The 13833-nt window shown below is 73.8% G+C and carries 14 protein-coding genes; 8 read left to right on the forward strand and 6 right to left on the reverse strand.

Features of this window, described 5'->3' with window-relative positions; translation table 11 throughout:
* Positions 1-76 precede the first annotated feature (76 nt).
* The 3 genes from ACZ5K7_RS09830 to ACZ5K7_RS09840 are packed head-to-tail and all read left to right on the forward strand — an operon-like array spanning position 77 to position 2419.
* Positions 77-1231 (forward strand): lipid-transfer protein, encoded by a 1155-nt coding sequence (locus ACZ5K7_RS09830; RefSeq protein ID WP_468912254.1) that lies wholly within the window; start codon positions 77-79, stop codon positions 1229-1231.
* A 1-nt stretch (position 1232) separates the two neighbouring features.
* Positions 1233-1646, forward strand: coding sequence for a Zn-ribbon domain-containing OB-fold protein (locus tag ACZ5K7_RS09835; protein ID WP_468912256.1), 414 nt, complete (start codon positions 1233-1235; stop codon positions 1644-1646).
* Positions 1643-2419, forward strand: coding sequence for an enoyl-CoA hydratase/isomerase family protein (locus ACZ5K7_RS09840; RefSeq protein WP_468912257.1), 777 nt, complete (start codon positions 1643-1645; stop codon positions 2417-2419). Before ACZ5K7_RS09835 ends, ACZ5K7_RS09840 begins: the two co-directional genes overlap by 4 nt.
* 186 nt (positions 2420-2605) lie before the next feature.
* Here the strand turns inward: ACZ5K7_RS09840 and afsK are convergent, their stop codons facing one another.
* Both afsK and kbpA read right to left on the reverse strand, forming a co-directional pair.
* Positions 2606-4960 carry a protein serine/threonine kinase AfsK gene (gene afsK, locus ACZ5K7_RS09845; RefSeq protein ID WP_468912258.1) on the reverse strand — a complete coding sequence of 785 codons (2355 nt, stop codon included), beginning with the start codon at positions 4958-4960 and terminating at the stop codon, positions 2606-2608.
* A gap of 199 nt (positions 4961-5159) precedes the next feature.
* Positions 5160-5882, reverse strand: a complete 723-nt coding sequence (gene kbpA, locus ACZ5K7_RS09850) for an AfsK-binding protein KbpA (RefSeq protein ID WP_468912260.1) — start codon at positions 5880-5882, stop codon at positions 5160-5162.
* 156 nt (positions 5883-6038) lie between these two features.
* On the opposite strand from kbpA, the gene ACZ5K7_RS09855 reads away from it, so the two are divergent.
* Complete coding sequence (locus tag ACZ5K7_RS09855) at positions 6039-6686, forward strand: TetR family transcriptional regulator (protein ID WP_351711899.1); 648 nt, start codon at positions 6039-6041, stop codon at positions 6684-6686.
* A gap of 63 nt (positions 6687-6749) precedes the next feature.
* On the opposite strand, the gene ACZ5K7_RS09860 is transcribed toward ACZ5K7_RS09855, so the two are convergent.
* A complete protein-coding gene (locus ACZ5K7_RS09860) occupies positions 6750-7202 on the reverse strand; it encodes an Lrp/AsnC family transcriptional regulator (protein WP_351711897.1) in 453 nt (150 codons plus the stop codon).
* A gap of 82 nt (positions 7203-7284) precedes the next feature.
* On the opposite strand from ACZ5K7_RS09860, the gene ACZ5K7_RS09865 reads away from it, so the two are divergent.
* Positions 7285-7902, forward strand: coding sequence for a LysE family translocator (locus ACZ5K7_RS09865; protein WP_468912263.1), 618 nt, complete (start codon positions 7285-7287; stop codon positions 7900-7902).
* A 170-nt stretch (positions 7903-8072) separates the two neighbouring features.
* On the opposite strand, the gene ACZ5K7_RS09870 is transcribed toward ACZ5K7_RS09865, so the two are convergent.
* Together ACZ5K7_RS09870 and ACZ5K7_RS09875 are read right to left on the reverse strand one after the other, a co-directional pair.
* Positions 8073-8537, reverse strand: a complete 465-nt coding sequence (locus ACZ5K7_RS09870; RefSeq protein ID WP_468912265.1) for a nitroreductase family deazaflavin-dependent oxidoreductase — start codon at positions 8535-8537, stop codon at positions 8073-8075.
* Positions 8534-9718, reverse strand: a complete 1185-nt coding sequence (locus tag ACZ5K7_RS09875; protein WP_468912266.1) for an acyl-CoA dehydrogenase family protein — start codon at positions 9716-9718, stop codon at positions 8534-8536. Before ACZ5K7_RS09875 ends, ACZ5K7_RS09870 begins: the two co-directional genes overlap by 4 nt.
* 99 nt (positions 9719-9817) lie before the next feature.
* Between ACZ5K7_RS09875 and ACZ5K7_RS09880 the strand changes: the two genes are divergently transcribed.
* Positions 9818-10987 (forward strand): thiolase C-terminal domain-containing protein, encoded by a 1170-nt coding sequence (locus ACZ5K7_RS09880; protein ID WP_468912268.1) that lies wholly within the window; start codon positions 9818-9820, stop codon positions 10985-10987.
* Positions 10988-11295: 308 nt separating this feature from the next.
* The gene (locus ACZ5K7_RS09885) at positions 11296-12303 is read left to right on the forward strand and encodes an expansin EXLX1 family cellulose-binding protein (RefSeq protein ID WP_468912270.1); all 1008 of its coding nucleotides are present in this window, start codon (positions 11296-11298) and stop codon (positions 12301-12303) included.
* Positions 12304-12311: 8 nt separating this feature from the next.
* On the opposite strand, the gene ACZ5K7_RS09890 is transcribed toward ACZ5K7_RS09885, so the two are convergent.
* Positions 12312-12779 carry a hypothetical protein gene (locus ACZ5K7_RS09890; RefSeq protein ID WP_468912272.1) on the reverse strand — a complete coding sequence of 156 codons (468 nt, stop codon included), beginning with the start codon at positions 12777-12779 and terminating at the stop codon, positions 12312-12314.
* 152 nt (positions 12780-12931) lie between these two features.
* Between ACZ5K7_RS09890 and ACZ5K7_RS09895 the strand changes: the two genes are divergently transcribed.
* Positions 12932-13603 carry a pyridoxine/pyridoxamine 5'-phosphate oxidase gene (locus ACZ5K7_RS09895; protein ID WP_351711883.1) on the forward strand — a complete coding sequence of 224 codons (672 nt, stop codon included), beginning with the start codon at positions 12932-12934 and terminating at the stop codon, positions 13601-13603.
* Positions 13604-13833: the final 230 nt, after the last annotated feature.

Below are 13833 nucleotides of genomic sequence, written 5' to 3' on the forward strand. Positions count from 1 at the left end.
TAGCTGACGGTACGTCAGATTAGCTGTAGCCTGACGGACTGTCAGCAGCCCTTCAGCAGCTCGCGGAGGTGTGCACATGGCCGGGATCCGGGACGCCACCGCCATCGTCGGGATCGGGCAGACCCCCTTCGCCAAACGGCTCGACGAGGACGAGAAGACCCTCGCCTGCCGTGCCGTCCTGGCCGCCCTCGACGACGCCGGGATCGCCCCCGGCGAGGTCGACGCCCTCGCCTCCTTCACCATGGAGGAGACCGACGAGGTGGAGCTGGCCAAGGCGGTCGGGTTCGGGGACCTGACCTTCTTCAGCAAGGTGGGGTACGGGGGCGGGGGCTCCTGCGCCACCGTCGCCCACCTCGCCACGGCCATCGCCTCCGGGCAGGCCACGGTCGGCGTCGCCTGGCGGTCGCGGAAGCGCGGCTCCGGACCCCGCCCCTGGACCAACACCACCGTCCAGCTGCCCACCCCGGCCCAGTGGACCCGGCCCTTCGGCCTGCTCCGGCCCGCCGACGAGATAGCCATGCTCACCCGCCGCTACATGCACGAGTACGGCGCCACCCGCGACCACCTCTTCAACGTCGCCCTCGCCTGCCGCAACCGCGCCAACCAGAACCCCGCCGCCGTCATGTACGACCGCCCCCTGACCCGCGAGATGTACATGACCTCCCGGTGGATCAGCGAGCCCCTCTGCCTCTTCGACAACTGCCTGGAGACGGACGGGGCGTTGGCCTGCGTGGTGGTCAGCAGGGAACGCGCCCGCGACTGCCCCCGCAAACCCGTCTACGTCCACTCCGCCGCCCAGGGCCTCCCCGCCCAGCACCACGGCATGGTCAACTACTGGAACGACGACCCGCTCACCGGACCGGCCTGGACCGCCGCCCGGCACCTGTGGAAGCACGCCGACTTCACCCCGGAGGACGTCGACGTCGCCCAGATCTACGACGCCTTCAGCGCGCTGATCCCGCTCTCCCTGGAGGGGTACGGCTTCTGCGGCCGCGGGGAGGGCGGGGCCTTCACCGAGCAGGGGGCGCTGGAGATCGGCGGGCGGCTGCCCGTCAACACCGGGGGCGGCGGGCTCAGCGAGGCCTACGTGCACGGGTTCAACCTCATCACCGAAGGCGTCAAGCAGCTGCGCGGTACCAGTACCGCGCAGGTCCCCGGCGCCGCCACCTGCCTGGTCACCGCGGGCGAGGGCGTGCCGACCTCCGCCCTCCTCCTCACCAACCGGAGCTGAGATGCTGCGACCGGCCATCGACACCGACGGCGCCCCCTTCTGGGAGTACGCGGCGCTCGGCGAACTCCGCGTCCAGGTCTGCGCCGACTGCCACGAGCCCCGCTTCCCGCCCCGCCCGTGCTGCCCACACTGCCGGTCCTTCGCGAGCGAGTGGCGGCCGACGAGCGGCCGGGGGCGGATCTGGTCGTACGTCGTCCCGCACCCGCCGCTCCTCCCGGAGTACGCGGCCCAGGCGCCGTACAACGTCGTGGTCGTGGAGCTGGCGGACGCACCGCGCATCCGCCTGGTGGGAAACCTGGTCAGCGCGGCGGGGGCGCCGCTCGACTCCTTCCCCCCCGACCGGATCCGGATCGGCGCCCGGGTGCAGGCGGTGTTCGCGGGCGGTCTTCCGCAGTGGGTCCTGGAGCGGCCGTGAGCCTGCGCCTCGACACCGACAAGGACGCCGGGGTCGCCGTCGTCACCCTGGACCGTCCCGAGAAACTCAACGCCATCGACCTGGAGACCGCCGCCGAACTCGCCGCCGCCTGGCGGGCGTTGCGCTTCGACGACGCCGTACGGGCCGTCGTCCTCACCGGGGCCGGCGGGCGCGCCTTCAGCACCGGACTCGACCGGGACGCGGTCGTGCCGCAGCCGTCCTCGCCGTACAGCCAGGACGATCCGCTGATCGCGATCGGCCCCAAGACGAACGACCTGTGGAAGCCGGTGATCGCCGCCGTGGCCGGAATGGCCTGCGGGGGTGCCTTCTATCTCCTCGGCGAGGCGGACTTCGTCATCGCCGACGAGACGGCCGCCTTCTTCGACCCGCACACCTCCTACGGCATGGTCAGCGCGTACGAGTCGGTGCTGATGGCGCAGCGGATGCCGTACGGGGAGGTGGCCCGGCTGGTGCTGATGGGCAACGCCGAGCGTGTCTCGGCCCGGCGGGCGTACGAGGTGGGGCTGGTGTCCGAAGTGACGCCCGCCGGCGGGGCGTTGGAGGCGGCCCTACGATGCGCGACCGTGATCGCCGGGTATCCGGCCGAGGGGGTGCAGGGGAGCGTGCGGGCACTGTGGGCGGCGAAGGAGGCCGCGCGGGAGCGGGGGTACGGGCAGGCGCCGTACCTCATCGCGCTGGGGAACCTGCCGGACGACCGGCAGGCCGAGCTGTTCGGGAACCGGTCCCGGACCACGCCGCCCCGCATTCGCTGAGTCGCCGCGGGGCGGGGGGCCGACGGCCGCCGGGCGGCTGCGGGCACGTCGTGGCTTGTCGCGCAGTTCCCCGCGCCCCTGAAAGAAGGGGCGCTGCTCTCGTGCGCCTTTAGGGGCGCGGGGAACTGCGCGAACGGCCCCCACGGCGCCGCAGTGGCCGTACGACCCGCACCACCCCCACGGCGCTCACGCGGTCCGTGCCGTACCGGTGCCTTTCTCGGCGTCCAAGGCGTACACGCACCGGTCCTTGCTGCACGCGTACACCACCCCGTCCCGCACCACCGGCGACCCGGTGATCTCCCCGCCGGTCGCCAGCTTCCACCGCAGCCGGCCGTCGTCGGCCTTGAGGGTGTAGAGGAGATGGTCGGTGGAGCCGAAGTGGATCCGGCCCTCCGCCACCACCGGCGCCCCCACCACGTCCCCGCCCGCCTGGAAGCGCCACTTGGGCGTCCCCGTGACCGCGTCCAGGGTGTACAGCCCCTTGCCGCTGCCGACGTGCACGTGCCCGGCGGCCACCAGGACCGGCTCGATCGACGCGCGGGCCTCCGTCGCGATGCGCCAGCGGTCGCGGCCGTCGGTGGCGTCGAGGGCGTACACGGTGCCGAGGTAGTCCGCGAGGTAGACGCCGCCGCCGGTGACCGCGGGGCCGGGTACGAAGGCCGGCGGGGAGAGGAAGACGGCCGGCGCCTCGAAGTGCCAGCGGACGCGCCCCGTCGCCGTGTCGAGGGCGATGACGCGGGTGCCCGCGGAGGCGTACACGAAGCCGTCGGGGGCGTGGGTGAGGCGGACCGGGACGCCGCCGCAGGAGGCCGCGTCGCCGATGGGGTAGGACCAGCGCTCGTCGCCGGTCCGGGCGTCCAGCGCGCGCAGGCGGGCGTCCTGCCAGACGAAGACCGTGCCCTCGTGCAGGGAGGGCCCGGACTCGGGGGCCTCGAAGTCGGTCTGGGCGCCGGACAGCTCCCAGAGCCTCTGCCCGTTGGAGGCCTCCCAGGCCTGGACGCCGCCGCCCCGGGTGCCGGTGACGAGGGTGCCGCGGTCGGCCTTGAGGGCGTACACCCAGGCGTCGGTGGACAGCCGCCACAGGTCGCCGCCCTCGCGGGCCTCCAGGGCGAACAGGGTGGGCCCGTCGGAGGCGTGGATACGGCCGTCCGCGACCGCCATGGACCAGGCGACGTCCCTCGTCTTGAAGCGGCGCCGGCCGGTGGCGACGTCGAGGGCGTGCACCTCGAAGGAGGTGACGTAGACGAGGTCGCCGTCGACGGCCGGGGTGCCCCAGACGTCGTTGGACATCCGGAACCGCCAGGGCCGCCAGCCGGACGCCGTCTCCGGGGGCTGGACAGGCACGGGCGGTACGGCGGGATCGGCGCCGTTGACGCCGGGGCGCGGCCGGGACCAGTTGGCCACCAGGCCGGCCTCGGGCGGGGGTGCCTTGACGGCGGCGGCGCGGGCGTCGGCGACCCGCGGGCCGGGGCCGATCGGCACCGGGGCGCCGGCCAGCCGGACCGGGCCGGCGTCGGGGCCGGGGCCGGGGGCACCGACCGGGACCGGGGCCGGGACGACGGGGTCGTAGGAGGGCGGCGGGGGGACCGCGAGCCGGCCGCCGCTGCGGGCGCCGGACGGGTTGGCGGAGGGCTTCACGGCCGGGCGGCCGCCGCGCCGGGACTCGATCAGCGCGACCGCCTTCTCGGGCAGCCACGCGGACGCCGTACCGCTGTCGTCGGAGCCGGAGCCGAAGAGATGGGGGGCCAGCTGGGCCTGGAGGTCGGCCGGGTTGGGGCGCCCGACGGCCTCCATCTGCATACAGGACTCGATGAGGGGGCGGAGTTCCTCCGGGAGGCCTTCGAGGTCCGGGCCCTCGCGCAGCAGCATGAAGACGGTCTCGACCGGGTTGGCGCCGTGGAAGGGCGGGTGGCCGGTGGCGGCGAAGACGAGCATGGAGCCGAGGGAGAAGACGTCGCTGGCGCCGGTGACGCTGCGGGAGTCCTTGGCCTGCTCGGGGGACATGTAGGCGGGGGTGCCGACCGCGACGTTCGTCATCGTCAAACGGGTGTTCGAGACGCCGGACGCGATACCGAAGTCGATGACCCGGGGGCCGTCCTCCACGACGAGGACGTTCGACGGCTTCAGGTCCCGGTGCACCAGTCCGGCGCCGTGGATCGACTGGAGCGCCTCCGCGACGCCCGCCGCGAGCCAGCGGACCGCCTGGGCCGGGAGCGGCCCGCAGTCGTTCACTATCTCTTCGAGCGAGGGCGCGGGAACGTACGCGGTCGCCAGCCACGGCACCGCCGCGCGCGGGTCGGCGTCGACCACGGCCGCCGTGTAGAAGCCGGAGACCGCGCGGGCCGCCTCCACCTCGCGGGTGAAGCGGACCCGGAACAGCTGGTCCTCGGCGAGTTCGGTCCGGACCGTCTTGATCGCCACGCGCCGGCCGGACGCCGAGCGCGCGAGATAGACCAGCCCCATGCCGCCGGCCCCCAGCCGTCCCAGCACCTCGAACGGCCCGATCCGCCGCGGATCGTGCTGCGTCAGCTGATCCACCACTTGCCTGCCACCTCCCCGTACGGGCCCCGTCCACCCACATATGTACGCGACCCCGTGCAGCGTCTCACCACCGCACCGCCGTGGCGGCACGCACCCCGATTCTTCCTGGCCCGGGCACAGGTTGCGAACCCGGCGACCAATCGGGGTGTCACATGACAAAGTGAGACATTTATCCACCAAGAGCCGGCGGTTTCCGGCCTCAGCGTTGCAGCAGCGCGAAGGACGCCCCCTGATTGTCGGTCACGACGGCCGCTTTTCCGTACGACGTCTCGAAGGGCGGCGCCTGGAGCCGGCCGCCCAACTGCCGTACGGCCTCGACCGCGGCCCCCACGTCCCCGGTGCGGAAGTGGACGACGAACTGCGGTGGCATCCCGGCGTGGAAGACGTCGGAGACGGGGGCGCGGCCGAAGTCCGGGTCGGCGCCCGCGCCGAACAGGGCGTCGGCGAAGAGGTGGCCGTAGAAGGCGTTGGCCGCGTCGATGTCGGTGGTGTAGAGCTGCGCCCAGGCGAAGGTGCCGGGGGCGTGCCGGACGCCGAAGCCGGGGTGGCTCGCGGCCTGCCAGAGGCCGAAGACGGCACCCTGGGGGTCGGCGACCAGGGCGGCGGTGCCGAGGTCACGGACGGGGACCGGGTCGTTCACGATCTGGCCGCCGGCGGCCAGGACCCGCCGGGCGAGGTTCCGGGCGTCCGGGGTCGCGAAGTAGACCGTCCAGACGGTGGGCATCCGGCCGTCCCGCTTCCGCGCCAGCCTGGCGACGGCCGCGCCGTCCAGCCGGGCCCACACGGCCCCCGGTCCGGCGTCCTCGAAGGTCCATCCGAAGAGCCCGCCGTAGAACCGCTTGCCCGCCTCGACGTCGGGAAGCTGCACGTCCACCCAGCACGGGACGCCCTCCCTGTATGCGGATGCCCTGTTTTCGGCCATGTCGTCAAAGTAACCGCCCGGCTCGCACCCCGCAGACCAGCCGCACCACCTGGGGTGGCACCGCCCACGCGCCCCTCACCCACCCCCCATACACCCGTGCACCCCATTTGCAGTCGGCCGAATCGCGCTCCGATCACCCCTCGGTAAGCTGACGGCATGACAGGACAAGTGCGTACCGTCGACGGCCGCGTGGCCGGCCGGCGTGGGCAGGCGACCCGGCAGAAGCTGCTCGACTGCCTCAGCGAGATGCTCAGCTCCTCCCCTTACCGGGACGTCAAGGTCATCGATGTCGCCCGGAAGGCGGGTACTTCGCCCGCGACCTTCTACCAGTACTTCCCGGACGTCGAGGGCGCCGTCCTGGAGATCGCCGAGCAAATGGCCACCGAGGGCGGCCAGTTGACCGAGCTGCTGGCAGGGCGCTCCTGGGTCGGCAAGGCCGGCTGGGCGACCGCGCAGGAACTCGTGGACGGTTTCCTGGAGTTCTGGCGCAAGAACGACGCGATCCTGCGCGTGGTCGACCTCGGCGCGGCCGAAGGGGACAAACGGTTCTACAAGATCCGTATGAAGATCCTGAACTCGGTGAACAACTCCCTGACCGACTCCATCACGGAGTTGCAGTCCAAGGGCAAGGTCGACAAGGACGTGAACCCGGCGGCCATGGCCGGTTCGCTGGTCGCGATGCTCGCGGCGGTCGCCTCGCACCAGAAGGGCTTCCAGTCCTGGGGTGTGAAGCAGGCCGAACTCAAGCCGAACCTCGCGCTGTTGGTGCACCTGGGCGTGACCGGGAAGAAGCCCACGAAGTAACCCGCGCACTGGGTCCTGTCTGGCAGGCGGTGGTTCACCGGAGGTGGGCCACCGCCTGTTGCGCTATGCCGGGAGGGGCCGGTCCCGGACCACGTGCTTCATCACCAGGGTCGAGGTGAGGCGCTGCACGCCCGGCAGGGTCGCGAGCCGTTCGTCGTAGAGCCGCTGGAAGGCGGCGAGGTCGGCGGTGGCCACCCGCAGCAGGTAGTCGGGCTCGCCGAACAGCCGCTGCGCGTCCAGTACATGGGGGATCTCGGCGATCGCCCGCTCGAAGTCGGCGACCGTGTCCCGGTCCTCCTGCCGCATGGACACGAAGACCAGCGCCTCGAAGGTCAGCCCCACGGACGCCGGATCCACCACCGCCCGGTACCCGCCGATCGCCCCCGACCGCTCCAGCTCGCGCAGCCGCCGGTGGCACGGCGAGACACTCAGCCGCACCCGCCCGGCCAGCTCGGTCACGGTCAGCCGCCCGTCCTGCTGCAGCTCGGCAAGAATTTTCCGGTCCACCTCGTCCATGGGGAAGATTCTCCCCCGGAACGGCTGGTCGCGAGCAAATTTCGACAACACTTTCGGGCCGTTCGCGCCTAATGTCCCTGCCATGGACGCCGGACCCCTGATTTCCTTCCTCGCCGTGGACCTGCTGCTGGTGTGCGTGCCGGGCGCCGACTGGGCGTTCGTGATCGCCGCCGGAGTGCGCGGCCGTTCGGTGCCGCGCGCGGTGGCGGGCCTGGTCGCCGGGTACGCGCTGCACACGGCGCTCGCGGTCGCGGGGCTCGCGGTGCTGGTGGCGAGCTCGCCCACGCTGCTCACCGTCCTGACGGTGGCCGGCGCCGGGTATCTGGTGTGGCTGGGGTGGAGCGTGCTGCGGCGCCCGGCGGTACCGGCGGAGGGGGAAGAGGCGGCGGCCGGGCCGGAGGGGCCGGGTTTCTGGCGGGGTGCGGCGATCAGCGGCCTCAACCCCAAGGGCCTGCTGCTCTACCTCTCCGTGCTCCCCCAGTTCCTGGTGACGAAGGGCGACCACGCCCCGGTGGCCGCCCAGACGGCCGTACTCGGCGCCCTCCACATGGCGGCCTGCGCGGCCGTCTACCTCGCCGTCGGCACCCTGGCCCGCCGCCTGCTGTCGGCGCGCCCGAGGGCGGCCCGGGCGGTCACCCGCACCTCGGGGGCGGCGATGCTGGGCATCGGCGCCCTGCTGCTGGCCCAGCACGCGCTGTGACCGACCGCCGCGCCTCGGCGAGCCGCGCAGCACGCGCTGTGTCCGACCGCCGCGCCCCGGCGAGCCGCGCAGCACGCGCCGTGACCGCCGCGCGCCGCGAGCCGCCGCTGCTCCCGCCGCACCCGGTGCTCCCGCCACTCCCGGTGCTCCCACTGCACCCGGCGCTCCCGCTACGACGCGGTGAGCCGGAAGACCCGCAGCTCCCTGTCCACCCGCTCCTGGTACGTGGCGTACGGCGGCCAGAAGTCCAGGAGTTCACGCCAGGCGGCCGCCCGTTCCGCCCCCGTCAGCAGCCGGGCTGTGACCGGTATGTCCCGGCCCTTCCAGCTGATCTCGGCGGCGGGATGCCTGAGGAGGTTGTAGGTCCAGGCGGGGTGGTCGGTCCGGCCGTAGTTGGACCCGACGAGCAGCCAGCCGTCCTCCTGGGGCATGCACGCGAGCGGCGTACGCCGGGGCAGCCCGCTGCGCGCCCCCGTGGAGGTCAGGATCGCCCCCGGCAGCATCTGCGCGCTGAGCAGCAGCCGGCCCCCGCTGAGCCGGTGCACGGCCCGGTCCAGGGCCGGGACCACGTGCGGGGCGACCTTCAGGAACCCGCGGCTGGCCGCCGCCTTCCGCACCAGGCGTTGGCCGATCACACCGCCACCCCCCGTCCCCCGAACAGCCCCGCCGCGTCGGCGGCCTGCCCGCGCAGCCGGTGCACGGGCCCGAAGAGCAGCTCGTCCCCGGCCGCCCGCTTGAAGGACAGATGTGCCTCGTGCTCCCAGGTGAACCCGATCCCGCCGTGCAGCTGGATCCCCTCCGCCGCGGCGGTCCGCAGCGCCTCCAGCGCCTGGGCCAGGGCCAGCGCGCCCACCGGCTCCCCCTGGGCCGTCGCCCAGGCCGCGTAGTAGGCGGCCGACCGGGCCGCCCGGACCGCGACGTGCACATCGGCCAGCCGGTGCTTGACGGCCTGGAACGACCCGATCGCCCGCCCGAACTGCTCCCGCTGCTTCACGTACTCCACCGTCCGCTCCAGCGCCCGGTCCGCGGCCCCCACGGCCTCGCCCGCGAGTACCGCGGCCACGGAATCGCCCAGTGCGGCGAGGGCGGGCCGGACGTCGGTGTCCTCGTCGCCCAGCGGTTCCGCGGCCACATGGCGCAGTTGGACCCTGGCCTGGGGGCGGGTCGGATCGAGGGTGGTGCGCCGGGTCCGTACGACCCCGTCGGCGTCCCCCGCCACCAGGAAGAGCAGGACGCGCGAGCGGGCGTACCCACCGGCGTGCGCCGGGACCAGCAGGACGCCGGCACTGTGCCCGTCCAGCACCTGGTCGGCCTCTCCGTACAGCTGCCACCGGTCCCCCCGGTGCCGCGCCTGGACGCCGCCGGCCCGTCCGCCGCCGGCCCAGTCACCGCCGCCGGGGCCGGTGAGCGCGAGGGCGGTGCCGAGCCGGGTGCCGGGGACGGCGAGGGCGGCGGTGAGGCCGCCGTCGGCGATCCTCGGGAGCAGTTCGGCGCGTTGGGCGTCGGTGCCGAGGGCGAGCAGCAGCGGGGCGGCGAGGACGGCGGTGGCGAGAAAGGGGGAGGGGGCGAGCGCGCGCCCCAACTCCTCTGCGGCCAGCGCGACTTCCGTGGCGGAGCAGCCAGCCCCGCCGTACGCCTCGGGCAGGGCGATTCCGGGCAGGCCGAGTTGTTCGCCGAGGGCGGTCCACAGGGCGGGGTCGTGCCCCTCCGGCCTGTCGACGGCGGCCCGTACGTCCTCCGTCCCGCATCGCTTGTGGAGCAGTTCACGCAGGGCGCGCCGGATCTCGTCCTGCTCGTCGGTGAAGCGGGCGTCCATGACCGGACCTCCTGACGATCTGACGGCCCGTCATGCTAGGGGCGTTGGATGCAGATGCACAGGGGCGGAGTGCGAAGGATCTGATGTACCGTCAGATTCATGACCGGACCCCGCAAGGTCGCCGTGGTCGGCGTGGCCCTGTCCGACTGCGGCCGCGTGGACGACGCCACCGCCTACGCCCTGCACGCCCAGGCGGCCCGCCGCGCGCTCGCCGACGCGGGCCTCGGCCGGGAGGTGGTCGACGGCTTCGCCTCCGCGGGCCTGGGCACCCTGGCCCCGGTGGAGGTGGCCGAGTACCTGGGCCTGCGCCCCACCTGGGCCGACTCCACCTCGGTCGGCGGCTCCACCTGGGAGGTCATGGCGGCGCACGCGGCGGACGCGATCGCGGCCGGCCATGCCAACGCGGTCCTGCTGGTGTACGGCTCGACGGCCCGCGCCGACATCAAGGCGGGCCGCAGGACCGGCAACCTCTCCTTCGGCGCCGGGGGCCCGCTCCAGTTCGAGGTCCCCTACGGCCACACCCTCATCGCCAAGTACGCGATGGCGGCCCGCCGGCACATGATCGAACACGGCACCACCATCGAGCAGTTGGCGGAGGTGGCGGTCCAGGCACGGGCGAACGCGGCGCTGAACCCGGAGGCGATGTTCCGCACCCCGGTCACGGTCGACGAGGTCCTGTCCGGCCCGATGATCGCCGACCCCTTCACCAAGCTGCACTGCTGCATCCGCTCCGACGGCGGCGCGGCCGTGCTGCTGGCGGCCGAGGAGTACGTACGGGACTGCCGGACCTCCCCGGTGTGGGTCCTCGGCACGGGTGAGTGCGTCTCGCACGCGACCATGTCGGAGTGGGCGGACTTCACGGTGTCCCCGGCGGCGGTGAGCGGCGAACTGGCCTTCCGGCGGGCGGGTGTACGGCCCTCGGAGGTGGACTTCGCCGAGATCTACGACGCCTTCACCTACATGACGCTGGTGACCCTGGAGGACCTGGGCTTCTGCGCGAAGGGCGAGGGCGGGGCGTTCGTGGAGAAGGGGCGGCTGCGGGTCGCGGGGGGAGAGCTTCCCGTGAACACGGACGGGGGCGGGCTGTCGGCCCAACACCCCGGCATGCGGGGGCTGTTCCTGCTGGTGGAGGCGGTACGGCAGCTGCGCGGCGAGGCCGGTGACCGGCAGGTGCGCCGGGCGGACGGGGGGCTTCCGGAGCTGGGGGTGGCGTCGGGGACGGGGGGTTGGTTCTGCTCGTCGGGGACGGTGGTACTGGGGCGGGGGTGACACCGGGGGCGGGGGGTGGGGTGACACCGGGGGCCGAGGGGCGGGGGTGACACCGGGGGCCGAGGGGCGGGGGTGACACCGGGGGCGGGGAAGGACGGCGGCGACCTTTCGGGCCACGGCGATCTTTCGGGCCACGGCAGCTTTTCAGGCCACGGCAACCTTTCGGGCCACGGCGGCGACTGCGTTCCGGAAGCTTCGACGTTCGGAATCCGACGTGTGATTCGACGTGCAATTCGACGTTCGGATTCCGTTGTTCAGAACGAGACGTTCGAAGGACGTGCACCGCCGAACCGCGTAAGGATCGCTCCGTGGTCTCCTCCTCACATCGCCGTCGTCCGCGTCCGGACCAGAACTTCGAGTGGCGGCCGGTCCGCGGCCCCCTCCTCGCGGTGGCCGCCGTGGCCGCCGTCGCCCTGGTCGTGACCCTGATCGTCGCCCTCCGCCCCGGCGACACGGCCGGCGCCGGGCGGGGGGCCGCGGACCGGGCGGTGTCCGCGGCCTCGTCCACGGCCTCGTCGAAAGCCGAGGCGAGTACGACGGAGACGGCATCGGCGACGCCCTCGAAGGGATCGTCGGCGTCGTCGAAGCCCACGCCGAGCGCACGGACCACGCCGACGGCGTCCGCGGCTCCTTCCGCCACCCCGGCCCGGCGCGCGGCGGCCGGCGCCGCCCGCACCCCGTCCACCACCACGGCCCCCGCGGCCGGCCGGATCCGCCCCGGGGCCTCCTACCAGGGCGTCGCCACCTCCTACGACGTCGGCAACGGCGACGGCGCCTGCTCGTTCGGCCCGACCGACGACGTCATGACCGCGGCGATGAACACCGCCGACTACGAGACGGCGAAGGCCTGCGGGGCGTACGTCTCGGTCCGCGCGGCGAGCGGTAAGTCGATCACCGTACGCATCACCAACGAGTGCCCGGCGCCCTGTGCGGTCGGCCAGCTCGACCTCAGCCGACAGGCGTTCGCGAAGCTCGCGCCGCTCTCGGCGGGCCGGATCGCGATCACCTGGAGCCTGCTGAGCCCGGCCACCTCGGACACGGTGTCGATCCGCTACAAGACCGGTTCCACCCAGTACTGGTGCGGCATCCAGGCGATCGGCCACCGCAACCCGCTGGCCCGTCTGGAGGTCCGCACCGGCGGCGGCTGGCTGGCGCTGACCCGCACCGGGTACAACTACTTCCTCTCCGAACAGGGCACCGGCTGCGGCGGCGAGCTCCGCCTCACCGACATCTACGGCGAGCAACTCACTGTGCCCGCACTCCCGGTACGCCCGGACACGGTCCAGCGGACCGGGGTCCAGTTCGCCCGGCACTGAGGAGTGCCTCAGCGGCGCACCGGCACGATGCGGTGGCCGCGGCGGGGGCCGGGGGCGTCGACGAGGGTGACGCCGATGCGGGTGCGGGCGATCACCCAGGCGGCGGGCGCGACGATCAGGGTCACGGCGGCCGCGGCCACGCTGATCGGGAGGAGCAGGGGCGGCGACTGCCCGGCCGGGAGGGTCCGGCCGGCCTCGTGGACGGCGTAGGCCAGCGAGACGGCGAACAGGACCAGCGCGAGCAGGGAGACCGTGCCCCAGGTCAGGCGGACGCGCCGGGTGCGGGCGTGGTCGCGGACCTCGGCGACGAGCGCGGCCGAGCAGACCGGGCACTCCAGCTCGACGCGGTCCCGGCCCTCAGCCGGCCGGACCAGCCGGAAGTCACGCGCGGCCCAGGTGACGGTCCGCGTCCTGGGCCGCCCGGCATCGCCGAGTACGTGGCGTACGGCCACCCGCACGGTCCTGGGTCCTCTCATGCCGGACAGTGTGGGGCCGGGGCACAGGTGTTCGCAGGGGTTTGCTCGGTTGTGCCCGGGAGTTCGGTTCCCGGGTCCCCCGGGGCACGCCGGGCCGCCGCACGACGTGCTGCTGGTGCGGCCGCGCGCGGTCCCCGAGTGATACTCGGCACATGGCAGCAACGGATCTTCACACGCTCCTGAAGTCGCTCCGGGTCTGGTCCCCCGAGACCACCGAGCTACGGCCGTTCGACCCGGCGTCGGCGCCCGATGCCCCGCTCCCCCTCTTCACCACGTGGTTCGCGGAGGCGGTGGCGGCAGGGCAGCCGGAGCCGCACACCGTGTCGCTGGCCACGGCGGACGAGGCGGGCCGGGCGGACGTACGGATCGTGATGCTGCACGGCGCGGACCCGGACGGCTGGTCCTTCGCGTCGCATCTGACCAGCCGCAAGGGGCATCAGCTGAACGCCCGCCCGTACGCGGCGCTGGCCTTCTACTGGCCGGTGCTGGGCCGCCAGGTCCGGCTCCGCGGGCCGGTCACCGCGGCCCCGTCGGAGGAGGGCCAGGCGGACCTGCACGCCCGCTCGACGGGTGCCCTGGCGGCGGCGCTCACCGGCAGGCAGAGCGGCGTCCTGTCCTCGCTGGAGGAGCTGCGGGAGGAGTCGGAGGCGGCCTGGGAACGGGCCCGCGCCGACCCGACCGCCCCCTCCCCCACCTGGACCCTCTACCGGCTGCGCCCGGAGGAGGCCGAGTTCTTCCAGGGCGACCCGGACCGGCGCCACGTCCGGCTCCGGTACGTCGAGGAGGAGAACGGGACTTGGCGGAAGCAACTGCTGTGGCCGTAACCGCCGGACCCCACGGCGCACACCCCGCCGCGAGCGCCGATCCCTCGCTACATACGCCGACCACAGGCGCCGGTCCCACACGGAGCGCACGCCGGTCGTGAGCGCCGGTTCCGCACGGCGCACACCCCGCCGCGAGCGCCGGTCCCTCGCCACGTACGCCGACCGCAGGCGCCGGTCCCACACGGAGCGCACGCCAGCCGTGAGCGCCGGACCGCACGGCGCACGCAAGC

The sequence above is a fragment of the Streptomyces sp. NPDC031497 genome, assembly GCF_055580905.1.